This window comes from Pseudomonas sp. (assembly GCF_049653025.1).
In the GTDB taxonomy this organism is placed as follows: Bacteria; Pseudomonadota; Gammaproteobacteria; order Pseudomonadales; family Pseudomonadaceae; genus Aquipseudomonas.
Window position 1 is genome coordinate 816,086 of record NZ_JBASFM010000006.1, and the last position, 25,073, is coordinate 841,158.

23 protein-coding genes are annotated in these 25,073 nt (G+C 62.4%); 14 read left to right on the top strand and 9 right to left on the bottom strand.

Annotated elements, in window-relative coordinates; translation table 11 throughout:
- Window positions 1–68: 68 nt before the first annotated feature.
- The gene (locus WBK23_RS06855) at window positions 69–1,064 is read right to left on the bottom strand and encodes a TerC family protein (RefSeq protein ID WP_424483207.1); all 996 of its coding nucleotides are present in this window, start codon (window positions 1,062–1,064) and stop codon (window positions 69–71) included.
- A gap of 274 nt (window positions 1,065–1,338) precedes the next feature.
- Window positions 1,339–2,100, bottom strand: coding sequence for a 3-oxoacyl-ACP reductase family protein (locus WBK23_RS06860; protein WP_424483208.1), 762 nt, complete (start codon window positions 2,098–2,100; stop codon window positions 1,339–1,341).
- A gap of 120 nt (window positions 2,101–2,220) precedes the next feature.
- On the opposite strand from WBK23_RS06860, the gene WBK23_RS06865 reads away from it, so the two are divergent.
- Window positions 2,221–3,147 (top strand): LysR family transcriptional regulator, encoded by a 927-nt coding sequence (locus WBK23_RS06865; protein ID WP_424483209.1) that lies wholly within the window; start codon window positions 2,221–2,223, stop codon window positions 3,145–3,147.
- 498 nt (window positions 3,148–3,645) lie between these two features.
- Window positions 3,646–3,858 (top strand): hypothetical protein, encoded by a 213-nt coding sequence (locus WBK23_RS06870; protein WP_424483305.1) that lies wholly within the window; start codon window positions 3,646–3,648, stop codon window positions 3,856–3,858.
- Window positions 3,859–3,951: 93 nt separating this feature from the next.
- Here the strand turns inward: WBK23_RS06870 and WBK23_RS06875 are convergent, their stop codons facing one another.
- Window positions 3,952–5,445, bottom strand: coding sequence for a helicase HerA-like domain-containing protein (locus WBK23_RS06875; protein WP_424483210.1), 1,494 nt, complete (start codon window positions 5,443–5,445; stop codon window positions 3,952–3,954).
- Window positions 5,446–5,574: 129 nt separating this feature from the next.
- On the opposite strand from WBK23_RS06875, the gene WBK23_RS06880 reads away from it, so the two are divergent.
- Window positions 5,575–7,452: a methyl-accepting chemotaxis protein gene (locus WBK23_RS06880; protein WP_424483211.1), complete on the top strand. Its 1,878-nt coding sequence runs from the start codon at window positions 5,575–5,577 to the stop codon at window positions 7,450–7,452.
- A 118-nt stretch (window positions 7,453–7,570) separates the two neighbouring features.
- Here WBK23_RS06880 and WBK23_RS06885 read toward each other — a convergent pair whose 3' ends face one another.
- Together WBK23_RS06885 and purU are read right to left on the bottom strand one after the other, a co-directional pair.
- Window positions 7,571–7,759 (bottom strand): hypothetical protein, encoded by a 189-nt coding sequence (locus WBK23_RS06885; protein WP_424483212.1) that lies wholly within the window; start codon window positions 7,757–7,759, stop codon window positions 7,571–7,573.
- A gap of 39 nt (window positions 7,760–7,798) precedes the next feature.
- Window positions 7,799–8,650 (bottom strand): formyltetrahydrofolate deformylase, encoded by an 852-nt coding sequence (gene purU, locus WBK23_RS06890; RefSeq protein ID WP_424483213.1) that lies wholly within the window; start codon window positions 8,648–8,650, stop codon window positions 7,799–7,801.
- Between the two features lie 317 nt (window positions 8,651–8,967).
- Between purU and mvaT the strand changes: the two genes are divergently transcribed.
- Window positions 8,968–9,342 carry a histone-like nucleoid-structuring protein MvaT gene (gene mvaT / locus WBK23_RS06895; RefSeq protein ID WP_424483214.1) on the top strand — a complete coding sequence of 125 codons (375 nt, stop codon included), beginning with the start codon at window positions 8,968–8,970 and terminating at the stop codon, window positions 9,340–9,342.
- Between the two features lie 111 nt (window positions 9,343–9,453).
- On the opposite strand, the gene sbcB is transcribed toward mvaT, so the two are convergent.
- The gene (gene sbcB / locus WBK23_RS06900) at window positions 9,454–10,884 is read right to left on the bottom strand and encodes an exodeoxyribonuclease I (protein ID WP_424483215.1); all 1,431 of its coding nucleotides are present in this window, start codon (window positions 10,882–10,884) and stop codon (window positions 9,454–9,456) included.
- A 316-nt stretch (window positions 10,885–11,200) separates the two neighbouring features.
- Between sbcB and WBK23_RS06905 the strand changes: the two genes are divergently transcribed.
- From WBK23_RS06905 to WBK23_RS06930, 6 genes are read left to right on the top strand one after another with little or no spacing between them, the layout of a single operon-like run.
- Entirely contained in the window at window positions 11,201–11,926 is a 726-nt protein-coding gene (locus WBK23_RS06905) for an RDD family protein (RefSeq protein WP_424483216.1), read from the top strand.
- Window positions 11,923–12,903, top strand: a complete 981-nt coding sequence (locus tag WBK23_RS06910; RefSeq protein ID WP_424483217.1) for a stage II sporulation protein M — start codon at window positions 11,923–11,925, stop codon at window positions 12,901–12,903. Before WBK23_RS06905 ends, WBK23_RS06910 begins: the two co-directional genes overlap by 4 nt.
- The gene (locus WBK23_RS06915) at window positions 12,890–14,461 is read left to right on the top strand and encodes a DUF4129 domain-containing protein (RefSeq protein WP_424483218.1); all 1,572 of its coding nucleotides are present in this window, start codon (window positions 12,890–12,892) and stop codon (window positions 14,459–14,461) included. Before WBK23_RS06910 ends, WBK23_RS06915 begins: the two co-directional genes overlap by 14 nt.
- Window positions 14,458–15,735: a DUF4350 domain-containing protein gene (locus tag WBK23_RS06920; protein ID WP_424483219.1), complete on the top strand. Its 1,278-nt coding sequence runs from the start codon at window positions 14,458–14,460 to the stop codon at window positions 15,733–15,735. Before WBK23_RS06915 ends, WBK23_RS06920 begins: the two co-directional genes overlap by 4 nt.
- Window positions 15,732–16,823 (top strand): AAA family ATPase, encoded by a 1,092-nt coding sequence (locus WBK23_RS06925; protein WP_424483220.1) that lies wholly within the window; start codon window positions 15,732–15,734, stop codon window positions 16,821–16,823. The genes WBK23_RS06920 and WBK23_RS06925 overlap by 4 nt, the downstream gene beginning before the upstream one ends.
- Before the next feature lie 40 nt (window positions 16,824–16,863).
- Window positions 16,864–18,195, top strand: a complete 1,332-nt coding sequence (locus tag WBK23_RS06930) for a DUF58 domain-containing protein (protein ID WP_424483221.1) — start codon at window positions 16,864–16,866, stop codon at window positions 18,193–18,195.
- Window positions 18,196–18,239: 44 nt separating this feature from the next.
- On the opposite strand, the gene WBK23_RS06935 is transcribed toward WBK23_RS06930, so the two are convergent.
- From WBK23_RS06935 to WBK23_RS06945, 3 genes are all read right to left on the bottom strand, one after another.
- A complete protein-coding gene (locus tag WBK23_RS06935) occupies window positions 18,240–18,977 on the bottom strand; it encodes a nitroreductase family protein (RefSeq protein ID WP_424483222.1) in 738 nt (245 codons plus the stop codon).
- A 231-nt stretch (window positions 18,978–19,208) separates the two neighbouring features.
- Window positions 19,209–19,691, bottom strand: a complete 483-nt coding sequence (locus WBK23_RS06940; RefSeq protein WP_424483223.1) for a glutathione peroxidase — start codon at window positions 19,689–19,691, stop codon at window positions 19,209–19,211.
- Between the two features lie 148 nt (window positions 19,692–19,839).
- Window positions 19,840–20,325, bottom strand: coding sequence for an FKBP-type peptidyl-prolyl cis-trans isomerase (locus tag WBK23_RS06945; protein WP_424483224.1), 486 nt, complete (start codon window positions 20,323–20,325; stop codon window positions 19,840–19,842).
- On the opposite strand from WBK23_RS06945, the gene WBK23_RS06950 reads away from it, so the two are divergent.
- From WBK23_RS06950 to WBK23_RS06965, 4 genes are all read left to right on the top strand, one after another.
- Complete coding sequence (locus tag WBK23_RS06950; protein WP_424483225.1) at window positions 20,294–20,644, top strand: DUF3565 domain-containing protein; 351 nt, start codon at window positions 20,294–20,296, stop codon at window positions 20,642–20,644. The two genes, WBK23_RS06945 and WBK23_RS06950, sit on opposite strands and share 32 nt — an antisense overlap.
- On the top strand, window positions 20,645–21,832 hold the full coding sequence (locus WBK23_RS06955; protein ID WP_424483226.1) for an acetate kinase: 1,188 nt from the start codon (window positions 20,645–20,647) through the stop codon (window positions 21,830–21,832).
- A gap of 30 nt (window positions 21,833–21,862) precedes the next feature.
- Window positions 21,863–23,956: a phosphate acetyltransferase gene (gene pta / locus WBK23_RS06960; RefSeq protein ID WP_424483227.1), complete on the top strand. Its 2,094-nt coding sequence runs from the start codon at window positions 21,863–21,865 to the stop codon at window positions 23,954–23,956.
- 203 nt (window positions 23,957–24,159) lie between these two features.
- The gene (locus WBK23_RS06965; protein WP_424483228.1) at window positions 24,160–25,062 is read left to right on the top strand and encodes an acyltransferase; all 903 of its coding nucleotides are present in this window, start codon (window positions 24,160–24,162) and stop codon (window positions 25,060–25,062) included.
- Window positions 25,063–25,073: the final 11 nt, after the last annotated feature.

The window sequence follows — 25,073 nt, forward strand, 5'->3', positions numbered from 1 at the left end:
ACGTTCTCCCTACACGGCCATTACGGCCCGATTTGCAGCGGTGGCCCAATGGCCACCGCCTTGATTGCTCAACCCTGCTGATTCACCACGGGGCGCTCATTACGGGTCTTCCACAGCGACAACAGCACACCGCCCAGCAGCAGCCCCAGGGTCACGCTGAGCGAGATCACCGGCGGGGTCTTGCCGATAATGCCGACCAGGAAGATCTTGCAGCCGATAAACACCAGCACCAGCGCCAGAGCGTACTTGAGGTAGGCGAAACGGTGGATCATCGCCGCCAGCGCAAAGTACAAAGCGCGCAGGCCGAGGATGGCGAAGATGTTCGAGGTGTAGACGATAAACGGATCCTGGGTGATGGCGAAGATCGCCGGCACGCTGTCCACCGCGAACACCAGGTCGGCACACTCGATCAGCACCAGCGCCAGAAACAGCGGCGTGGCCCAGCGAACCGAGCGCCCACTGGCGTCGTCCTGACGCACGAAGAAACGGCCTTCGTGCAAACGGTCGGTCACCCGCATGTGCTTGCGCAGGAACATCACCAGGGCGTTCTTGGACAGGTCGGGATGATCGTCGACCTTGCTGAACAGCATCTTCACCCCGGTCAGCAGCAAGAAAGCGCCGAAGACGTAGAGAATCCAGTCGAACTCGGCGATCAGCGCCGCCCCCAGGCCGATCATGATCGCGCGCAGCACGATCACCCCGAGGATGCCCCAGAACAGCACTTCATGCTGATACTTACGCGGGATGGCGAGGAAGCTGAAGATCATCGCCATGAGGAACACGTTGTCCATCGACAGCGATTTTTCGATCAGAAAGCCGGTGTAGAAATCCATGCCGGCGTCGCCGCCTTTGACCTGCCAGACCCACAGGCCGAACAACAAACCGGCGCTGATATAGCCGGCGGACAGCAGCAGGCTTTCCTTGACCCCGATTTCACGGTGTTCGCGGTGCAGCACACCCAGGTCGAAGGCCAGCAGGCTAATCACGATGGTGATGAAAACCAGCCACAACCAGGTGGCGGTGCCGAGAAACTCGGCCATGAGAAACGGTTCTAGGGCAGTCATGAGCCCCTCCTCTATAGTGTCGAAGTTGTACAAACTGCAACTCCGACATGGCAGCGGTTAGCTGTCAGAGGGGCCCGGCGTTGCGGGCGCAAATGTAGAGAGGTGCGCGGTTTTCCTCAATCGCGCAGAGGTTGCAAGGTATTTCCAGTCAGGCCTGCTGAAACAGCAGCGCAGGCCTCTAACCTGGACTTCGCAGCCAACCACGCAACTGCCGAACACGCACGCCAAAAAGCCCCCGAACGGTAGCGCCCGGGGCTTGCGTGACAGGCGTTGTCTAGGCGGCGAAACCACCATCGATGGTCAGGCTGGCACCGGTTACATAGGCGGCTTCCGGGCCGGCCAGGTAGGCGACGAACGCGGCAATTTCCTCGGCGCGGCCATAACGGCCGACCGCCATCAAACCCATCAGGCTCTCGGCGAACTCGCTGTTTTGCGGGTTCATATCGGTATCCACCGGGCCTGGCTGGACGTTGTTCACGGTGATGCCACGCGGGCCGAGATCACGCGCCATGCCGCGGGTCAGACCGACAATCGCCGACTTACTCATGGCGTACACGCTGCCGCCAGCGAACGGCATGCGCTCGGCATTGGTGCTGCCGATGGTGATGATGCGCCCGCCATCGGTCATGTGCCGCGCCGCTTCCTGACTGGCGACAAACACGCTGCGCACATTAACCGCCACGGTCCGGTCGAAATCCTCCAGGCTGAATTCCTCGATCGGCGCGATTGCCAGCACTCCGGCGTTATTGACCAAAATATCGATCCGACCAAAGTGCTCCACGGTACGGCTGACGGCCGCCCGTACGGCAACCGCATCGGCGCTGTCGGCCTTGATCGCTAGGGCACGGCCACCGGCGCTTTCGATGCTCAGGACAACATCAGCCGCCTGCTCTGCCGAACTGATATAGGTGATCACCACGGCAGCGCCTTCTGCGGCCAGGCGCTTGGCGATGGCGGCACCGATACCGCGCGAACCACCCTGGATCAGGGCGACTTTGTTGCTCAGGTTGCTGCTGTTGCGAGTCAGGGTCGACATATTCGTGCTCCGAAGTAGCGGGCGCCTTGCCCGGTGTGAGCTGAGTATCTGCCGCTGATTGCATGCCGATAAGCCAGCAATCGCTATATTCAGTCGATCCAAATAGTTTACGGAGTAACCATGCAAACCCTCGCCAGCCTGGAATGTTTCGTCCGTAGCGCAGAGGCCGCCAGCTTTGCCGAAGCCGCACGCCGCCTGGGTTTAACGCCTGCAGCCGTGGGTAAGAACGTGGCCAAGCTGGAAGCCAGCCTCGGCGTGCGCCTGTTCCAGCGCAGCACCCGCCGCCTGACGCTGACCGAAGCCGGCGAGCGTTTTCTGCTGGAAGTACGCGGCGGGCTCAGCAGCATTCAGCACGCCGTGGCCAACCTGGCCAGCGCCGCCGGGCAACCCGCCGGCACACTGAAGGTGAGCATGGGCGTGACCTTTGGCCGCGACTATGTGCTGCCGATGTTGGGCGAATTTCTCCAGCGCTTCCCGGCAATCTCACCGGACTGGCACTTCGATAACAGCCCGGTGGATTTGATCGGCCAGGGCTTCGATGCCGCCATCAGCGGCTCGATGGAACTGTCACCTGGCGTGGTCGCGCGCAAGCTGGCGCCGGCCCATCGCATCCTGGTGGCCTCCAGCGCCTACCTCACCGCCCAACCGACACCGCGCGTGCCAAGCGACCTGGCGCAACACCTCGGCATCCTGATCCGCTCGCCGCAGACGGGGCGCGTCCGCCCCTGGACGCTGCACAACCGCGACCACGCCCAAGCCGCCATCGAACTGCCGGTGCGCATGACCATGAGCGATCCGGATGCCGCCTGCCGCGCCGCCGAAATGGGCCTGGGCATTGCCCTGGTCAGCCTGCCGCACGCCCTGCCCTACCTGGAGCGCGGCAGCCTGCAGCGGGTGCTGCACGATTGGTATGTGGATGCCGGGCATGTCTCGGTGTACTTCTCCGCACACAGCCTGTTGCCGGCAAAGACTCGCGCATTTGTCGATAGTCTGGTCGAACACTTCCAGGCGCAGAACTTGCCAACACGCTTCTCCGCCACTGACTAAATGCGCCGCCACAGAATTAATAGTGGCGCGCACTTGGCCACATATGGCCCAGGCATCTCGAGTAATAACTCAGCGCAACTTAGGCGCTATGTCGTGTAGTTGGGTAAAGCGCCATAGCGCCTGGTGCCTTAAACATCAAACGTCCACAGGGTTACGCTGCGGCACGCAATGCCGGACATTTGACGTCAATCCTTATGAAACTGGCTGCCCGCACAAGAGCACCCTCAGGCAGCCAATGCCGCCGCGGCCAGCGTTGAACTGGACATTTAATTCGAGTTCGCCATAATTGCCCGGCGCCCCCATAACAAAGCCGCCTTAACAATCCTGACATATTCGCCAGGTAATTGTTTTTAATGGCCAAACGGCTGACTGCAAGAACCGTAAAACTACTTGCAGTGCCTATAACCGCGCAGATTAAAACTGTTTGGCTGTATCAGGTGTTTAGGCGGCATGCCTTGCATCCAGGCCGACATACTTTTCAAGACCATGGGTAACTACGTGACGAAAGACGAACTGCGCGCCGAACTCGAGCGCCAGGCGCAGCGTTACAAGGATGTATACGGCGGGGAAGTCCTTACCTACGCCGCTCAACCGGATCCCGAGCGCAAACCCTGGCGCAAGAAGAGCAATCTTCTCGACCAAGCGTTTGAAAAAGAACTCGAAAGAATCGAAAAAGACCTGATAAACAAAGCGGCCGCTGCCTCTGGCTAAACCACTGGCACGCCATTGCAGCGTGCCGTGCGGGCTACCCGCCCACGGCCAATAGCCGCGCCAGCCCCACAGGGCTTGCGCGGCGGCTGCCGATCAGCGTTTCTTACTCCCCAGCAACGACCCCAACAGACCGCGCACCAGCTGCCGACCAATCTGGTTGGCGGCTTGGCGCATCGCCGTTTTCACCACCTGACTGGCCAGCCCACCGAGCAACTCACCGGCGACACTGCCAAAGCTGGCGTCCGCCTTGCCGGCAGGCGCCGGCTTGGTTGACTCCGCTTGTGGCGCAGTGGTCTTCTCGACCCGCGCGTTGAGCAGCTCATAGGCCGACTCACGATCAATCGGTTTGTCGTAGCGGCCCAGCAGCGGCGACTGACGGATCAACGCCGCCCGTTCGGCTTCACTCAGCGGGCCAATACGCGATTGCGGCGGCGCAACCGCCACCCGCTGCACCATGGCCGGAGTGCCTTTGGCCTCCAGCGTACCGACCAAGGCCTCGCCGATACCCAGCTCGGTCAGCACCGTCAGGGCGTCGATGGCCGGATTCGGGCGGAAGCCATCGGCCACTGCCCGCAGCGATTTCTGTTCCTTGGCGGTAAAGGCGCGCAGGCCGTGCTGGATACGCAACCCCAACTGGGCCAACACGTCATCCGGCAGGTCGCCCGGCGACTGGGTGACGAAATACACCCCGACACCCTTCGAGCGGATCAGTCGCACCACTTGTTCGAGGCGCTCCTGCAAGGCCTTCGGGGTGCCGGCAAACAACAGGTGCGCCTCATCGAAGAACAGCGCCAGCACCGGCTTGTCGGCATCGCCACGCTCCGGCAGTTGCTCGAACAGCTCGGCCAGCAACCAGAGCAGGAACGTCGCGTAGACCTTCGGTGCCTCGTGCACCAGACGACTGGCATCGAGCAGGTGCACACGGCCGCGGCCATCACGATCCGGATGCAAGATGTCCTCAAGCTGCAACGCCGGCTCGCCGAACAGCGCGTCGGCCCCCTGCTGTTCGAGCCCCGCCAGCTTGCGCAGCAGTGCCTGCGACGAGGTGGCGGTGAACAGCGCACTGTCTTCGCCCAACACCTCGGGCTGATTCTTCAGGTGCGCGAGCAGCGCCTTGAGGTCCTTCAGATCAAGCAGCAGCAAACCTTCGCGGTCTGCCACCTTGAACGCGGCATACAACGCCGCCTGCTGGCTGTCGGTCAATTCCAGCAGCGCCCCGAGCAGCAAGGGCCCCATTTCACTGAGGGTGGTGCGCAGCGGGTGGCCACTCTGACCATGCACATCCCACAGGGTCACCGGGTACGCTGCCGGCTGGTGCTTGAGCCAGGGCATGCTGGCGATGCGTTCGGCCACCTTGCCCTGCGGCGCGCCAGCAGCGCCCAGGCCACACAAGTCGCCTTTGACATCGGCGGCAAACACCGCCACACCGGCATCGCTGAAGGTCTCGATCAAGCGCTGCAAGGTCACCGTTTTACCGGTTCCAGTCGCACCGGCAATCAGCCCGTGACGATTGGCCAGGCGCAGCGCCTGCCCCACCGGCAACCCGTCAAGGCCGGCCCCCACAACAAACTGATCAGTTTCCGCCATCTTGCCTTCTCCTTGGTTAAAGCTTTACTGCAGTTAGGCCGACATAGTCAGCATCGTCGCATAGCCGGCGCAGCCATTGCCCCACATCAGCACCAGACTGATGCCAGAACTTAACGGACGCAAGAAGCCATGACCAACAACCTGAAGTTCAGCCACAAGATTCTGCTCGCCGCCTCCCTGGTGGTGATCGCAGCCTTTTCCCTGTTCACCCTGTACAACGACTACCTGCAACGCAACGCCATCCGCGATGACCTGGAAAGCTACCTGCATGAAATGGGCAACGTGACCGCCAGCAACATTGCCAACTGGTTGTCCGGTCGGATTTTGCTGGTAGAAAGCGCCGCGCAATCGATTGCCCGCGACCCGTCACCCGAAGGCCTGACCGGCCTGCTGGAACAGAAAGCCCTGACCTCAAGCTTCGCCTTCACCTACCTGGGCAACGCCGACGGCAGCTTCACCATGCGTCCAGATGAAAAGATGCCGGAAGACTACGACCCGCGCACACGCCCCTGGTATACCGATGCCGTGGCTGCAGGCGGCACCACCCTGACCGAACCCTATGTCGACGCCGCCACCAGCGCGCTGATCATCACCATCGCCACGCCCGCCAAATCGGCGGGCGTGGTCGGGGGCGACCTGAGCCTGCAGACCCTGGTCGACATCATCAACTCACTGGATTTCGACGGCATTGGCTACGCCTTCCTGGTCAGCTCGGACGGCAAGATTCTGGTGCATCCGAATAAAGAGCTGGTGATGAAAAATCTCAGCGAGGTCTACCCGAAGAACACCCCGCGCATCAGCAGCGAGTTCAGCGAGGCAGAACTCGATGGCAGCCAGCGCATTCTGACCTTTACCCCGGTCAAGGGCCTGCCTTCGGTTAACTGGCACATCGGCCTGTCCGTCGATAAAGACAAAGCCTACGCCATGCTCAGCGAGTTCCGCGCCTCCGCCATCATCGCCACCATCATTGCCGTGGTGCTGATCATGCTGCTGCTGAGCATGCTGATCAGCGTGCTGATGCAGCCGCTGAACGTGATGGGCAAGGCCATGGAAGATATCGCCCAGGGCGAAGGTGACCTGACCAAGCGCCTGACCATCCAGTCCAACGACGAGTTCGGCCGCCTGGCATCAGCCTTCAACCAGTTCGTCGAGCGCATCCACAGCTCGATCCGCGAAGTGTCGTCGGCCACCAGCCAGGTCAATGAAGTGGCCAAACTGGTAGTCGGGGCCTCCAACTCGTCGATGATCAACTCGGATGAGCAGGCCAGCCGCACCAACAGCGTCGCGGCCGCCATCAATGAGCTGGGTGCCGCGGCCCAGGAGATCGCACGCAACGCCGCCGACGCCTCGAATCAAGCCTCGGACGCCCGCCAGCTGGCTGAAGACGGTCGCCAGGTGGTGGAAAAAACCATCCAGGCGATGAATGAGCTGTCCGGCAAGATCAGCGCCTCCTGCGGCAATATCGAAACCCTAAACAGCAAGACGGTGAACATCGGACAGATTCTCGAAGTGATCAAGAGCATCTCCCAGCAAACCAACTTGCTGGCGCTCAACGCCGCCATCGAAGCGGCGCGCGCAGGCGAAGCCGGGCGCGGCTTCGCCGTGGTCGCCGACGAGGTGCGTAACCTCGCACACCGCACCCAGGAGTCGGCGCAGGAAATCGAGAAGATGATCGAAGAGCTGCAAGTGGGCTCGCGCGAATCGGTCACCACCATGACCGAAAGCCAGCGCTACAGCGAAGAGAGCGTGGAGATCGCCAACCAGGCCGGTTCGCGCCTGAGCAGCGTGACCGAGCGCATCGGTGAAATTGATGGCATGAACCAGTCGGTGGCCACCGCCACCGAGGAGCAGACCTCGGTGATCGAAGCACTGAACATGGACATCACCGAAATCAACACGCTCAACCAGGAAGGCGTGGAAAACCTCAACGCCACCCTGCGCGCCTGTGGCGACCTGGAGCAGCAGGCCCAGCGCCTCAAGCACCTGGTCGACAGCTTCCGCATTTAACCCGGCGGCAAAAAATGGCCGGGAGCCATTTTTAACGTCGCGTAGCGACGGCCCGAAGGGTGGCCGCCATGGATGGCAGGCCATAAAACCAACGGGGCGCTCAGTGAGCGCCCCGTTTCTATTTCTGCTTGATGGTCACCGGCGGCTCCTGCTCAGGCTGCTCCTGCAGTTGCTGCCACAACTCGGCGGCATCGGCAAACTCGGTGCCATCCTCGGGGCGCAATGCCTGCGGATCGTAACGCTGCACGCAGCCTTGCCCGGCGACGGGTGGCGCTTTGGCGGTGGCTCGCTCCAGGGGATCACTCATCACGCCTCCGATAAACCTGCAGTTGCTGCTGCATCTGCCTCAGTCGAATACCACGGTCTTGTTATCGTGCACCAGCACACGATCTTCCAAGTGGTAGCGTAGCCCGCGCGACAGCACCATCTTCTCCACATCCTTACCCAGGCGGACCATCTCTTCGATGCTCTGTCGATGGCTGACGCGCACCACGTCCTGCTCGATGATCGGCCCTGCGTCCAGCTCCTCGGTGACATAGTGCGAGGTGGCACCGATCAACTTGACCCCACGCAGCGACGCCTGGTGGTACGGCTTGGCCCCGACAAACGAGGGCAGAAAGCTGTGGTGGATATTGATCACTCGCTGGGAGAACTCCGCGCACAACTGTGCCGGCAGAATCTGCATATAGCGCGCCAGCACAATCGCGTCCGCCGCATGAGCCTTGACCAGGCGCGCCACTTCATCGAAGGCCGGCTGCTTGTCCTGCGGATTGACCGGTACATGGAAGTACGGGATGTCGTGCCACTCGACCATGCTGCGCAGGTCGTCATGGTTGGAAATCACGCAGGGAATATCGCAGTCCAGTTCATCGCTGTGCCAGCGGTGCAACAGGTCTGCCAGACAATGCGACTCACGGCTGGCCATCAGCACCACGCGCTTTTTCTGCGCCGAATCGGTGACGCGCCACTCCATGGAGAACTCGCGGGCAATCGGCGCAAAGGCCTGGCGAAAACCATCCAGATCAAACGGCAGCGAATCCGCACGAATCTCGTGACGCATAAAGAACCAGCCGCTCTGGTTATCCGAGTGGTGGCTCGCCTCGGTAATCCAGCCGTTATAAGTGGCCAGGAAGTTACTGACCTTGGCCACGATACCGACCCGATCCGGGCAGGCGATGACCAATCGAAACGTACGCATAAACGGCTCCAGCGATTACATAAAGTCGGCCATTCTAGCCACAGCCCTGAAAAACTGCAGTACTCAAGCAACGCCAGCACCGCTGTGCCGGGCCCGCAGGCGGCGCAAGAACAACTTGGACAAACCCGACAACAATAAAAACCCATGTATTTATCAGGCTATACGCACTGAAATGAACTCCGTGAATAACCATAAGCAGGCGCTAGTTACTTAATAATACAATTCACAAAAAAATACCGACAAAGCGGTTTACTTGTGAAAAGTGCCTGACTACTATTGCTATCACTTAATCCCCATCCCGAATACAGGTAAGTCACATGTCGCTGATCAACGAATACCGCGCCACCGAAGAAGCCATAAAAGAACTGCAAGAGCGCCTGAAAAACCTGTCGCAAGACGACAAGCTGAAAAAAGAACTGGAATTCGAAGGCAAACTGCGCGCACTGATGGGTGAATACCAGAAGTCGCTGCGCGACATCATTGCCATGTTTGACCCGGAAGCCAAAGGCGGCAAAACCACCCGCGCGACCAAAACCACCGGCAGCAAGCGTGCTCGTAAAGTTAAGCAGTACAAGAATCCGAACACCGGTGAAGTTATCGAAACCAAAGGCGGCAACCACAAGACCCTGAAAGAGTGGAAAGCCAAGTGGGGCGGTGACGTAGTTGAGAGCTGGGCAACCCTGCTGGGCTAAGCCTGCCGGACCCGCTAAAGGCTTGAATAAAAAACGCCAGCATTGCTGGCGTTTTTTATTGTGCGGATTTTATCGCCGGTGCCGACCATCTAAAGCGCTCGGCAGCGCCCATTACAGGGCATAACGTTGTTGCAACTGTGCGGCGTATTCTCGCCACTCCTGCAATATCTCCTGCTGCGCCGGTGCAAGACCGTCAAATATGGCGTCCAGAGCCTGAGTGAATTGCCCGAGGGTATTGGGCGCACCGTATTCCGGCTGCTGTAAGCGCTGCTGGCAGAATACTCGCCAACGCTGTTGCTCTTCTCCACTCAAGGTCGTGGCAAAGTTACGCGCTCGATAACGAAACAACAGTTCGGGCAAACGCCCGTCATCAAATGGCCAGGCGTCCTTGGCCAACCGATGAGGTTCTGCGCGGCGCACCTGCTCACATAACCGACGGTCACGCTCGCCAATAAAGCCAGCATAGAGCTGTTGTTCCGGATCTTCATTCGGCGCGAACTGTTCCTCGCCATACACCTCAGCAAGTTTGTCCTGCCACTGCGTAAGGCTGGCCTTTAACTGTTCGGCATTTGCCTGATGCGCCGGCATATCCAGTTGCAAGCGTTGGATATCCTGCTCGCGCAATACACTCAAGGGTGCAACAACCGGACACCGGTTGATATGCAGCAATTTCAGCGGCACCGGCAGTTCATCCGCCGCAAGCTGGTCACGCCGTGTGTATAAGCGCGTGCGCAGCGTTTGCGCCGACTCATTGAGCAACGGCGAGATATCCGCCTGCAGGTCACAAACGATCAATGCATTGCGATTGCGCGGATGCCAGGCCAAAGGCAGCCCCACCGCCAGATAATGCCGCGCCCCGGCAAAGCGGCCAGAGATATGCACCAAGGGCTGCAGCAGTTTTATCTGATCGAGCACACGCTGTTTACTGCGCAACTGATAGAGGTAGTCGTAGAGTTTGGGTTGTTTGCTGCGCAGCAAACGCGCCAACGCGATAGTGGCACGCACATCGGACAAGGCATCGTGAGCCTGGCCATGCTCGATGCCATTGGCGGCAGTCAGACGTTCCAGCTTGAGAGTGACGCGACCCTCCTCTTCCGGCCAGACAATACCTTCCGGGCGCAATGCATAAGCGGTACGTAGCAGGTCAATCAGATCCCAGCGGCTGTTACCGCCTTGCCATTCACGCGCGTAGGGGTCGAAGAAGTTGCGGTACAGGCTGTAGCGCGTCATCTCGTCGTCAAAGCGCAGGCTGTTGTAGCCCACGCCACAGGTGCCTGGCTGCGACAGCTCGGCATACACCCGGGTCATAAACTCGGCTTCGCCCAAACCCTGCGCCGCCAGCTTGCTCGGCGTGATGCCGGTGACCAGGCACGCGGCAGGATGCGGCAAGATGTCGTCACTGGGCTGGCAATAGATATTCAGTGGCTCGCCGATTTCGTTGAGCTGCTCGTCCGTACGAATCCCGGCCACCTGCAAGGGCCGGTCACGACGCGGGTCGATACCGGTGGTTTCGTAGTCGTACCAAAAAAGGCTGGAGGTCACAGTGATATCCCGATGCTGAGGCGCTGGCAGTCTAACATTGCCTCGCACGTCCACCGGCAAGCGTAGAACCTTGCACCCGCGCACGCCCAGCGCCTTGTCGCGCGTGCGCCCCGGGATTAGAGTGGGGGCCTTGCTGAACACTCTCGAACAAGGACGCCGCATGAGTGAGCCAACCCGCCCCCCAGTGCTGACACCCCATGCGCCTGCATGGCAGCGCGCATGACGTGACGCTGAATATCACGGGGTAACTGGCTGTTGCGGTTGCCTACCCGCCTGCTGCTGGCTAGCATCGGGCTTTCCTCGATGCAGCCTGCCGATGTCACTCAGTTCAACCACCTCCCCTACTCCCGCACAGTGCCCGCTGCTGGACACCCGTTATCGGGTGGAGACACCAGAAGGCATCGACCTGATTCTGCGACCCGCCGGCGTAGTGCCACGGGCGCTGGCGTTCGCGATCGACCTGCTGATTCGCGGCCTGCTGCTGGCGGTGCTATTTGCCGTGCTGGCTCTGCTGGGGCAATTCGGCATGGGCCTGGGCACCATTCTGCTATTCCTGGTGACCTGGTGGTACATGGTGCTGTTTGAAGTACTCAATCAGGGCCGCTCGCCGGGCAAGCAGATGATGGGCCTGCGGGTGATCCATGATGACGGCACACCGATCGGCTGGGCGGCTTCACTGACGCGCAACCTGCTGCGTTTTGTCGACATGCTGCCGTTCGGCTACACCCTGGGCATTCTCAGCTGCCTCAATCACCCGGCCTTCAAGCGCCTCGGCGATATCGCAGCCGGCACCCTGGTGGTCTACCGCGATCTCCCCGCACCGCCGCCGAAACTGCCAGAGGCCGATGCCCTGCGCGCCCCCATGGCTTTGAGCCTCAATGAACAGCGCGCCCTGCTCGGTTTTGCCGAGCGCGCCGAAAGCCTGTCCAGTGCACGCCGCCAGGAACTGGCGGGGATTCTTGCCGACTCGCTGCAAGTACCGGCCGAACGCGCCGAGCAGCAGATCCACGGCATTGCCCGTGGCTTGTTGGGGCCGACATGAAACAGAGCCTGTTTGAACACCAGCACCAGGCCGACTGGCAGGCATTCAGCACACTGCTCGACGCCCTCGAACGCAGCAAGGCCGACAGCCCGCAGTGCAAAGGCTTTGCCGCCGACTACCGGCGTTTATGCCAGCAGTTGGCCCTGGCGCAGAGTCGGGGCTACAGCAGCCACCTGATCGAGCAACTGCAGCAACTGGCCATGCGTGGCCACCAGCAGTTCTACCGCCATCGCAGCCCACTGGGTGGGCAACTGTTGGGCTTTATCCTGGCCGGTTTTCCGCGTTTGGTCCGCGCCGAATGGCGTTTTGTCGTCGCCTCCAGCCTGCTGTTCTTCGGCAGCCTGCTGCTGATGGGCACCTTGGTCTATCACTTCCCTGATCTGGTCTACGGGGTGATGGCGCCCGACCAGGTCGCCAATATGGAAAAGATGTACGACCCCGATGCCCGGCGCATCGGCCGTTTCAGTGAACGCGACTCCGGCGACGACTGGATGATGTTCGGCTACTACATCATGAACAACATCGGCATCGCCTTTCAGACCTTCGCCAGCGGCCTGTTGTTTGGCCTCGGCAGCCTGTTCTTTCTGTTCTTCAACGGCCTGATGATTGGCGCAGTGGCCGGCCATTTGACCCAGATCGGCTATGGCGAGACCTTCTGGTCATTCGTGATCGGTCACGGTGCTTTCGAGCTGACCGCCATCGCCCTGGCCGGTGCCGCCGGCTTGAAACTCGGCTGGGCGCTGCTGGTACCCGGTCGTCTGCCACGCAGTGAAGCCCTGCGCTTGGCCGCTGCCCGCAGCGTACGGCTGGTCGGCGGGGTCATCGTGTTTCTGCTGCTGGCCGCCTTTATCGAGGCCTACTGGTCCTCCATGAGTCTGGCCAGCCCGATGGTTAAATACGGGGTGGGTGCCGGCCTGTGGCTGCTGGTATTAGCGTATCTGCTGCTGGCCGGACGAGATGCGCATGCGCCTGACTGATGCCAGCGTGGCAATTCGCCCGCGCAGCGCCTGGGAAGCCGTCGACCTCGGCGTACTGCTGGCCAAGCAACATGCCGGATTGCTGATGGCCAGCTGGGCGCTGGTGACCCTGCCAATCTTCGCCCTGCTGTGCCTGCTGCTGTGGGATTACCCGAGCATCGCCCTGCTGATCTTCTGGTGGCTGAAACCGGCTTACGAACGCCTGCCGCTGTATATCCTCTCGCACGCCCTGTTCGGCGCGACGCCTAGCCTCAAGCAGGCGCTAAAAGCCCTGCCTGGCCTGCTCAAGCCGCAACTGCTGGCCAGCCTGACCTGGCGCAGATTGAGCCCCACGCGCAGTTTCGACCTGCCGGTGTTGCAGCTCGAAAGCCTTGCGGGCAAGGCGCGTAGCCAGCGCCTGGTGGTGCTCGGCCAGCGCGACGCCGCTGGCGCAAGCTGGCTGACAGTGGTCGGCGTGCACCTGGAAATGGCGCTCTGGGTGGGCTTGATCAGCCTGTTCTATCTGCTGTTGCCGGCGCAGATCGAGCTGGACTGGAGCTGGCAAAGCCTGGTCAATGCCGCCGCCGGCGAATGGCTGTCGCTGGAACACCTGTCCAACCTGCTGTACGCCCTGCTGCTGATTGTCTGGGAACCGATCTACGTCGCCTGCGGCTTCACCCTGTACCTGAACCGGCGGACTGCCCTCGAAGCCTGGGACATCGAGCTGGTATTTCGCCAGCTGCGCCAACGCCTGACCGGCATCGCCTATGCCCTGCTGCTGGGCTGCGGCCTGCTGCTGATGCAACTGCCGGGCAGCGCCATGGCCGCAGAGAGCAGTTGCCCACTGCCGATCGAAGACCCCATGGGCCCGCAAGCACCGCGTCTGCTCAAACAACCGCTGAACAGCCAGGCCGCCCAGGACAGTATCGGCCAGCTGCTCGACCAGCCCCCTTTCGAACATCGCGAAACAGTCACCCGCTGGCGGATCGGCCCCGAGCCTGAAGAGCCCAGTGAAAAAGACGCCAAGGCCCTGATCGAACTGCTGGAAAAGTTCTTCAAACTCACCGAACTGTGGAAAAGCATCGATGCCGTGGCCTTGTTCTTCGAGGTGCTGCTGTGGGCCGCCCTGTTCAGCCTGATCGCCTGGCTGTTGTGGCGCTACCGCGACTGGCTGAGTGCCTTCGCCGGTCGCCTGCGCCTGCCACACGTGCGCAAGTACCAGCCACCGGAGCAGCTGTTTGGCCTGGAAGTCGCGCCGCAAAGCCTGCCCGCGGATATTCCCGGCGAAGTTGAGCGGCTCTGGGATAAACAACCGCGCGCGGCCCTCGGCCTGCTCTATCGCGCCCTGCTCAGCCGCATGCTGCATGAACAGCGCCTGCCACTGAAAAGTGCGCACACCGAAGCCGAAGTGCTGCAACTGGTGCAGGCGCTGCAGCAAAAAGACCTCAGCCACTTCAGCCAGGCGCTGACCCGCCACTGGCAGAACCTCGCCTACGGCCATCGCCTGCCGCCAGCCGCGCTCAAGCACGGCCTGTGCAATGCCTGGCGTCGCCTGTTCGAACAAGGGGCGCAGGCATGACCCGGCGCAACCAATTTATTCTCGCGGCCGCCCTGCTGCTCGGCCTCGGCTTGCTCGGGGTCTATATCCTCAACAAGCTCGAGCCTTATGAAGAAACCCTCGAGCATGGCCCGGCACCCGAGGCCCAGGCCAACCCCTATCTGGCCGCCGAGCATTTCCTGCGCAAGCAGGGCCTGCAGGTACAACGTGCCGATGGCCTGGACGTCATGAAAAACCTGCCGAGCGCCGGGCAGACCCTGCTGCTGCTCGGTGACCGCAACCGCATGACACCCAAGCAGGCCGAACGCCTGCTGGCCTGGACCGCCAAAGGTGGCCACCTGCTGTTTGTCGCCGAGCGCCTGTGGGATGAAGAGGAAGGCAAGAGCGGCGACCTGCTGCTCGACAGCCTGGGCATCCAGCAATTCGAAAGCGAAGAACTCGACGAGGACGCCAGCGCCGAAGAAGACGCCGAAAGCGGCGAGCCGCTCGATGACAGCGCCAACGAAGAACCACCAGAACCCGCCAGCGAGGCCGTAGCCGAGACCGAACCGGCAGCCGCTGACGAGCAGGCCGACGCCGCCAACACCTACCCGGAACTGACCCAGCTCTTCCTGGAAAACGAAGACGCGCCGGCCTACTTCAACTTCGACACCGACTTCCATCTGTACGATGCGCAGAATCGCGCCCACGCCTGGGCCAACAGCGATGCGGCCACGCACCTGCTGCAGCTCTACCATGGCGATGGCCTGATCAGCGTGGTCAGCGACAGCTGGATCTGGCAGAACCAGGCCATCGGCGAGTACGACAACGCCTGGCTGCTCTGGTACATGACCCAGGACAGCCAGGTGACGCTGCTCTACCGCGCCGACCGCGATGATCTGCTCAGCCTGCTGCTCGAACACTTCCCGCAGGCACTGGCGGCCCTGACACTGCTGATTCTGTTCGGCCTGTGGCACCTGGGCATGCGCCAGGGCCCACTGCTGCCGGCCAGCAGTCGCAATCGCCGCCAGCTGCAGGAGCACCTGCGCGGCAGCGCCGACTTCCTGCTCCGCCACAACGGCCAGCACAGCCTGCTGCAAGGCCTGCAACAGGATATTCAGCGCCGCGCCCGCCATCGTCACCCCGGTTTTGAACGCCTCGGCGTGGCCGAGCAGTGGCAAGTGCTCAGCCGCCTGACCCGCCAGCCTTCCAGCGTTATCAGCCAAGCCATGCGACCGTTGCCCAAACAGCGACTGGCCGCCGCCGACTTCACCCGCCAGGTCGCCAACCTGCAAACCCTCAGGAATGCCCTATGAGCGAAATCATCCCCGAACAGCCGGACAGCGCCATCGAACCTGCTGCCGTAACCACCGAGCCCGTCACCGAGACACCGGCTGCGGCCCCAGCACCCGTTGCACCGGCAGCCGCTGCGGCCAACCCGAACGCTCAGCGCCAGCGCGCCAGTCAGCTGGCGCAAACCCTGCGCGCCGAGCTGCAGAAGGCACTGATCGGTCAGACCGCGGTGATCGACGACGTGCTCAGCGCCCTGATCGCCGGCGGCCATGTGCTGGTCGAAGGCGTTCCGGGCCTCGGCAAAACCCTGCTGGTACGCGCCCTGGCTCGCTGCTTTGGCGGCGAGTTCGCCCGTATCCAGTTCACCCCGGACCTGATGCCGAGCGACGTCACCGGCCACGCCGTTTACGACCTGCAGAGCGAGCAGTTCAAGCTGCGCAAGGGCCCGGTATTCACCAATCTGCTGCTGGCGGATGAAATCAACCGTGCACCGGCCAAGACCCAGGCGGCGTTGCTGGAAGTCATGCAGGAACGTCAGGTGACCCTGGAGGGCCGCGCCCTAGCCGTGCCACAGCCGTTTATGGTGCTGGCCACGCAGAACCCGATCGAGCAGGAAGGCACCTACCCGCTACCGGAAGCCGAGCTCGACCGCTTTATGCTCAAGCTGCGCATGGATTACCCCGAGCAAAGCGAAGAGCTGAACATGGTTCGCCAGGTCGCCCGTTCGAGCAAAGCCGACATGCTCGAAGTTACCCCGCTGCGCACCCTGCTGCAGGCCCGCGACGTGCTGGCGCTGCAGAAGATCGCCAGCGACCTGCCGATCGATGAGCAGGTGCTCGACTACGCCGTGCGCATCGCCCGTGCCACCCGCAGCTGGCCGGGCCTGGCCATCGGTGCCGGACCCCGCGCCTCGATTGCCTTGGTCCGTTGCGGCCGTGCCCGCGCCCTGCTGCGCGGCGGCGACTTCGTCCTGCCGGATGACATCAAGGGCTGCGCCCTGGCCGTGTTGCGTCACCGCGTGCGGCTGTCGCCGGAACTGGATATCGAAGGGCTGTCGGTGGATCAGGTGCTGCAACAACTGCTCGACCAGGTTCCGGCACCGCGCCTATGACCCCTAACTGGAAAAAGCCCGCATTGAAAGGCACTACGGCATGAAACCCTCGCGCGCGTTGCTCGCGCTGCTCGCCGGTCTGTTCGCTCTCGGCATTGCGCTGGGTATCTGCAGCGCCCTGGGCGTTGCCGTGCCGCGCAGCTTCACCCCGATTTACTGGGGCTTGCTGTTGCTGCTGCTCGGCCTGGCGCTGGTAGACGCGCTGCGCCTGCGCCAGCTGCCGTCACCGCGCATCGAACGCCAACTGCCCGGCAACTTACCGCTGGGCCGCTGGAGCGAGGTGCGGCTAAATCTGCACCACAGTTACAGCAGCCCACTGCAAGTGGAGGTGTTCGACCACCTGCCCGGCGATATGGCCTTCGAGCACCTGCCGCTCAGGGTCGATCTGCACCCGGGCGAACAGACCCAGGTCAACTACCGCGTGCGGCCGTTGCTGCGCGGGCACTTCCACTTCCCCCAGTGCGAAATCAGCCTGCCCAGTCCCATGCGCCTGTGGCGCGCCCGGCGTTATCTGCCGCTGGCCGGCGAAACCCGCGTCTACCCGGACTTCGCCCGCCTGTACGGCGCGCAATTGATGGCCGTGGACGACTGGCTCAGCCAGCTCGGCGTGCGCCAGCACCAGCGCCGCGGCCTGGGCCTGGAATTCCATCAACTGCGCGAGTTTCGCGACGGCGATACGCTGCGGCAGATCGACTGGAAAGCCACCGCACGCAAACGCACGCCGATTGCCCGCGAATACCAGGACGAGCGCGACCAGCAGATCGTCTTCCTGCTCGACTGCGGGCGGCGCATGCGCAGCCAGGACGGCGAGCTGTCGCACTTCGACCACGCCCTCAACGCCAGCCTGCTGCTCAGTTATGTGGCGCTGCGCCAGGGCGATGCGGTGGGCCTGTCGACCTTCGCCGGCGAGCAGAACCGCTTCCTCGCCCCGGTCAAAGGTCAGGCGCAGCTGAATGTACTGCTCAACGCCCTGTACGACCTGCGCAGCACCCAGCAACCAGCCGACTTCACCGCCGCAGTGGATGCCCTGCTCAGCCGCCAGCGCCGCCGCGCCCTGGTGGTGCTGGTGACCAACCTGCGCGACGAGGACGACCAGGCGCTGCTCGGGGCGGTCAAACGCCTGAGCCGCCAACACCGCGTGCTGGTCGCCAGCCTGCGCGAAGAAGTGCTGGATACCCTGCGCCACACACCCGTGCAGGACTTCGCCGGAGCCCTAGATTACTGCGGCACCCTGGACTACCTGAATGCTCGCGCCGGCCTGCACGAGCGCCTGAGCGCCCACAAGGTGCCAGTACTGGATGCGCGCCCAAGCGAATTGGGGCCACAGTTAGTGAGCAGTTATCTGGCCTGGAAAAAGGCCGGCGTGCTGTAAGAGTCCGGCCAGGATCTAAGCACAACGCTGGCCCGGCCCACGATTCACAACCAGGTGACGTGCTGCTCCAACGGAAAACGCAGGCGCGGGTTATACACGCCCTTCTCATCCTGCTTGCCCACCGCCAACAACATAATCGGCAGAGCATGGCGCGGAATGTTCAGGGTCTTGCGCAAGCGCACTTCATCGAAGCCTTCCATAGGGCAGGTGGCATAGCCATGGCTCTGGAAGGCCAGCATCAGGTTCTGCGCCGCCAATGCCGTGGACTTCACCGCCCAGATGCGCATCTGCGCCTGGCTGTTGGGCGCGCGCATCAGCGGCTTGCGCCAGGCCGCCACGCGCAACAGCTGACGCTTGAATAGACCGAGCAGGCCGAATGGCCCCTGGTTGTACTGAAAGGGCGCGGTCTTGTTGTAGAAACTGCGAATCCGCGCCGGCACTTCGGGCTCCGGCCAATAATCGATGATGTTCTGGCAGGCCTGTTTCCAGGTATCCGGGCGTGCCAGTACGGCAATGATCAAGGGCGCCTTGGCCGCGTTCTGGCTCATGCACACCGGGTGCAAACGGGCCAGCAGCGCCGGATCGCGAATCACCTGGAAACTCCAGGGCTGCAGGTTGCAGGAATTGGGCGCGAGCACCGCCAGCTCCAGGCAATCACGCACCACCTCATCGGGCACCGCTTCGGCGGTAAAACGGCGTACCGCGCGGCGACTCTCGATCAGCTCACGCAGCGCGGCTGGAGTGGCGGGGGAAATGGCAGTGTCGGCAGGAAACAGGCTCATCGGGGACATCCTCGGCAGGTTGCCCGATTAAGCCGCGATGCTCGACCACGAACAAGCCGTATACAGGCTTAGTCCGCAGCCTTGGCGCAAATGGCCTGTTCACGATCTGCTGCGCGTCGGCTGAACGGCGTTGAAAACGGCCTCGGAATGCTCATTTACAGCTCGTAAACTCCGCTTCCTCGGCCGTTTTCGCCACCGCTCATCTCTAGCTCGCAAGATCGTGAAATGCTTTCAGCCCAGCGCTTTTTCGATGGCCTGAATCACCGTAGGGTCATCCGGGGTGGTGCGTGGCGAGAAGCGCGCCAGCACGCGGCCGTCGTGGCCCACCAGAAACTTCTCGAAATTCCAGGTGATATCGCCAGGAAACTCGGCACCCTCGCCCGCCAGCAGACGGTACAGCGGGTGGCGCTCGGGGCCATTGACCTCAAGCTTGCTACCCAACGGAAAGGTCACGCCGTAATTGAGGCTGCAGAACTCGCGAATCGCTTCTTCGCTGTCCGGCTCCTGCCCGGCAAACTGGTTGCACGGCAAGCCCAGCACACTGAAGCCCTGTGCCTTGTACTGCTGATAGAGATTTTCCAGCGCAGCGTACTGTGGCGTCAGGCCGCATTTGGAGGCCACGTTGACCACCAACACTACCCGCCCTTTGAAGGGTGCCAGCGGCAGCTCTTGGCCATCCAGCGCACGCAGGTTGAGGTCGTGAAAGGCACTCATGGCTAACTCCTTGAGAACACACAAATTACGCATGGCGGACAAAAAAGGCGCCTATTTGAAGGCGCCTTTCTTCTGTTGCAGCTTAGCAGCCGAGCCCGCAGTTGATACGACCATAAGTCGACTCGCGGCTACGACATAAGGCTAAACCTTAGTGGTGATGACCGCCTTCACCATGGATATGCCCATGGGCCAGCTCTTCTTCGCTGGCGTCACGCACGCTGACAACCTTGACCTTGAAGTGCAGGCGCTGGCCAGCCAGTGGGTGGTTGCCGTCGACAATCACATCGTCGCCTTCCAGTTCGCGGATAGTAACGATCTGCATGCCACCGTCCGGGCCGGAAGCGTGGAACTGCATGCCGATTTCCAGCTCGTCGACGCCTTCAAACATCGAACGGCTGAGGGTAGCTACCAGCTCGGCGCTGTATTCGCCGTAGGCATCCTGGGGCTCAACGGCCACGTCCAGCTCGTCACCCGCCTGCTTGCCCAGCAGTGCTTTTTCCAGGCCGCCGATGATGTTGCCGGCACCGTGCAGATAAGCCAGCGGCGCGCCGCCTGCGGAACTGTCGATCACCTCACCGGCATCGTTAGTCAGGGTATAGTCGATGGAGACAGCCTTATTGGCGGCGATCAGCATGGGGCAAGACCTTTTGCTTGGAAATAAAGAGCGGGCAAGTTTACCCAAGGGCACGGGCGAAAGCGAACCGCACGCAGACGGACGGCCAAGTGCGGCCGAGGCGCGCATTGTTGACTTTCGTCAGGACGAGCACGGCCACTGGGTGGCAGTCTTGTCCTGCGGCCATACTCAACATCTGCGCCATCAGCCGCCCTGGCAGAACCGCGCCTGGGTGCTGGACGCCGTGCAGCGTCAGGCCAGCATCGGTAAACCCTTCGCCTGCGGTTGGTGCGCGGCCAGCGCCGAACGCGCGGATGACGATTCGAACAAGGAGCGGTAAATGTCGGCACGCAACATTCTGGTGATCAACTGCGGCAGTTCATCGATCAAGTTCGCTCTGGTCAACGAGGCGCTGCCGGACTTTGCCTTGAGTGGCCTGGCCGAGCGCCTGGGCAGCGCCGAGGCGCAAGTGCATTGGCAACAAGGCGGCAGCCAGCAAAGCCTGTTGCTGCCAGGTGCCGACCACCGCGCCGCGCTGGCTCAGGTGCTGCCCTTGGTGCAGGCTGCGGCAGGTGGCGAACTGCATGGCATTGGCCACCGGGTGGTGCATGGTGGCGAGCACTTCACCGCCGCCTGCCGCCTGGATAACGCCAGCCTCAATGCGATTCGCGCCACCGCGCCGCTGGCCCCACTGCACAATCCGGCCAACCTGCTGGGCATCGAAGCGGCGATCAAACTGTTCCCCAGCCTGACCCAGGTCGCGGTATTCGATACCGCCTTCCACCAGACCCTACCCGAACACGCCTACCGCTATGCCCTGCCCGAGCATCTGTACCGCGAACATGGCGTGCGCCGTTATGGCTTCCATGGCACCAGCCACCGCTTCGTCAGCCAACGCGCCGCCGAGCTGGCCGGTCTGTCGTTTGGCGACAGCAGCTGGCTGGTCGCACACCTGGGTAATGGCTGCTCGACCTGCGCCATTGAGGCTGGCCAGAGCCGCGACACCAGCATGGGACTGACCCCGCTGGAAGGCGTGGTGATGGGCACCCGCAGCGGTGATGTCGACCCCAACCTGCACAGCCACCTGGCGCGCACCCTGGGCTGGAGCCTGGAACAGATCGAAACCTTGTTGAATAAAGACAGTGGCCTGCTCGGGCTTTCCGGGCTGTCCAACGATATGCGCAGCCTGGAGAAGGCCCGCGAACAGGGGCATGCCGGTGCGACCCTGGCCATCGAAGTATTCTGTTATCGCCTGGCCAAATCCCTGGCGGCCATGAGTTGTGCCCTGACCCGGCTCGACGGGCTGATCTTCACCGGCGGAATCGGCGAAAACTCACCGCTGATCCGCAGCAAGACCGTCGCCCACCTCAAGCTGCTCAACCTGGCGCTCGACCCAGCGGCCAACGCCCGCACCATCCGCGGCGTCGCCGGGCCGATCCAGGCGTATGGCCACCCGCGGGTGATGGTCGTGCCCACCAACGAAGAACGGCAGATCGCCCTCGATACCCTGGCGCTACTCGAAGCCTGATCGCCCACAGATTGCTACCATGGAGCGCCTATGCACACCTTCTTTATTGCCCCCACCGGCTTCGGCGTCGGCCTGACCTCGATCAGCCTGGGGCTGGTCGGCGCCCTGGAGCGCGCGGGGCTCAAGGTCGGCTTCTTCAAACCCATCGCCCAGCCGCATCAAGGCGATATGGGTCCGGAGCGTTCCAGTGAGCTGATCGCCCGCACCCACGGCCTGAACTCACCGAAACCGCTGGCCCTGGCGCATGTCGAGCGCATGCTCGGCGATGGTCAGCTGGACGAACTGCTGGAAGAGATCATCAGCCTCTACCAACAGGCCGCCGCTGGCAAAGACGTGGTGATCGTCGAAGGCATGGTGCCGACCCGCCAGGCCAGCTACGCCGCGCGGGTCAACTTCCACCTGGCCAAGAGTGTGGATGCCGAGGTGATTCTGGTTTCCGCGCCGGAACAGGAAAGCCTCAGTGAATTGAGTGACCGGGTGGAAATCCAGGCGCAGCTGTTTGGCGGACCGAAGGACGAGAAAGTGCTCGGCGTGATCCTCAACAAGGTGCGCAGCGAAGACGGCATCGAAGCCTTCGCCAACCGCCTGAAAGAACTCTCGCCGCTGCTCAAGAGTGACGATTTCCGCCTGCTCGGCTGCATCCCCTGGCAGGACGAGCTGAATGCCCCACGCACCCGCGACATCGCCGACCTGCTCGGCGCGCGGGTGCTGAATGCTGGCGATTGCGAGCAGCGACGCATGCTGCAGATCGTGCTCTGCGCCCGCGCCGTGGCCAACACCGTACAGCTGCTCAAGCCCGGCACGTTGGTCGTTACGCCGGGGGATCGCGACGACATTATCCTCGCCGCCAGCCTGGCGGCGATGAACGGCATGCCACTGGCCGGCCTACTGCTGTGCAGCGATTTCGTCCCCGACCCACGCATCATGGAGCTGTGCCGCGGCGCGCTGCAGGGCGGCCTGCCGGTGATGACGGTGAGCACCGGCTCCTACGACACCGCGACCAACCTCAACCGCCTGAACAAGGAGATCCCGGTCGACGACAAGGAGCGCGCGGAGAAAGTCGCCGACTTCGTCGCCAGCCATATCGACCACGAATGGCTGTTCGCCCGCTGCGGTACGCCGCGCGAGCTGCGCATGTCGCCGCCGGCGTTTCGCTACCAGTTGGTACAACGCGCCAAGGCGGCGAACAAGCGTATCGTCCTGCCCGAAGGCAGCGAGCCGCGCACCGTGCAAGCCGCCGCCATTTGCCAGGCACGTGGCATTGCCCGCTGCGTGTTGCTGGCCAAACCCGAAGACGTGCAGGCGGTCGCACGCGTCCATGGCATCGAGCTGCCGCCAGGGTTGGAGATTCTCGACCCGGATCTGATCCGCGAGCGCTATGTCGCGCCCATGGTCGAGCTGCGCAAGGGCAAGGGTCTGAACGCGCCGATGGCCGCCGCACAGCTGGAAGACACCGTGGTGCTGGGCACCATGATGCTCGCCCTGGATGAGGTCGACGGCCTGGTTTCCGGGGCGATCAACACCACCGCCAACACCATTCGCCCGGCGCTGCAGCTGATCAAGACCGCGCCCGGCTACAAGCTGGTGTCGTCGATCTTCTTTATGCTGCTGCCGGATCAGGTGCTGGTGTACGGCGACTGTGCGGTAAACCCCGACCCAACTGCGGTGGAGCTGGCAGAAATCGCCCTGCAAAGCGCCAATTCGGCCAGCGCCTTCGGCATCATTCCGCGAGTGGCGATGCTCAGCTACTCCACCGGCGACTCCGGCAGTGGCGAGGAAGTAGAAAAGGTCCGCGAAGCCACCCGCCTGGCCAAGGCGAGCAACCCGCAACTGCTGCTCGACGGCCCGCTGCAATACGACGCCGCCGCGATCGAAAGCGTCGGCAAGCAGAAGGCCCCCAACAGCCCGGTGGCCGGTCGCGCCACGGTATTTATCTTCCCCGACCTGAACACCGGCAACACCACCTACAAGGCGGTGCAGCGCAGCGCCGATTGCGTCAGCGTCGGGCCGATGCTGCAAGGTTTGCGCAAGCCGGTGAATGACCTGTCACGCGGCGCGCTGGTCGATGACATCGTCTACACCATCGCCCTGACCGCGATTCAGGCGGCCGATCTGCCCGAGTAAGCCGCGCCGCTGGGCCGGCTCAAACCGACCCGACCCGGCGAATAGCGGCAAAATGTGGCGATCCACGGCGATCACCAGCGTTTCGAAAGGGTTGCAGTTCAGTGCACAGACGTTAACCTGTGCACCGACCGATCTGTGGTGGCAAACCACAGGCATAGATTAAGCCGGGCCAAGCGCCCACCTTCTGGAGGCATCTGCCCCCTATGCACTTTCTGCCCGCCCCGCTTCGTGGCCTGCTCACAAGCCTGATATTGGCACTCAACACCCTGTTCTGGTGTTGGCCGCTGTTTATCTTCGCCCTGCTGAAACTGCTGCTACCCATACCGGCGGTGCACCGCCTGCTGCGCTTTTTGATGCACGCGAGTGCCGAAGCCTGGATTTCCACCAACAAGTTCTGGATGGACTGGGTCGGCCATATCGAGTGGGACGTTGAAGGGCTCAAGGGCTTCGATAAACAGCACTCTTACCTGGTGACCAGCAACCATCAGAGCTGGGTGGATATTCTGGTGCTGCAATACCAGCTCAACCGGCGCGCTCCTTTTCTAAAGTTCTTTCTCAAGCGCGAGCTGATCTGGGTACCGGTGATCGGCCTGTGCTGGTGGGCGCTGGAATTCCCCTTTATGAAGCGTTTCAGCAAGGAATACCTGGCCAAGCACCCGGAAAAGCGCGGCCAGGATCTGGCCACCACGCGCAAGGCCTGCGCGCGCTACAAGACCAACCCGGTGTCGGTGTTCAACTTCCTCGAAGGCACGCGCCTGTCGCCGGCCAAGCATGCGCAGCAGCAATCGCCGTTCAAGCACCTGCTCAAGCCCAAGGCCGGAGGCATTGCCTTTGTGCTGGATGCCATGGGCGAGCAACTGCACAGCATCATCAACGTCACCATCCACTACCCACAAGGCAACCCGGGCTTCTGGGATCTGCTGTGCGGGCTGATCACCCAGGTGGTGGTGCGCGTTCAGGAACTGGAAATTCCCCAGGAATTTATCGGCGGCAACTACGACCAGGACGAAGCCTACCGCCTGCAGTTCCAGCAGTGGGTCAACCAACTGTGGCTGGACAAGGATGCCGAGCTCGATGAGTTGAAGCGGCGCTTCCCGGCGCGCTGAAGCGCCGCCAG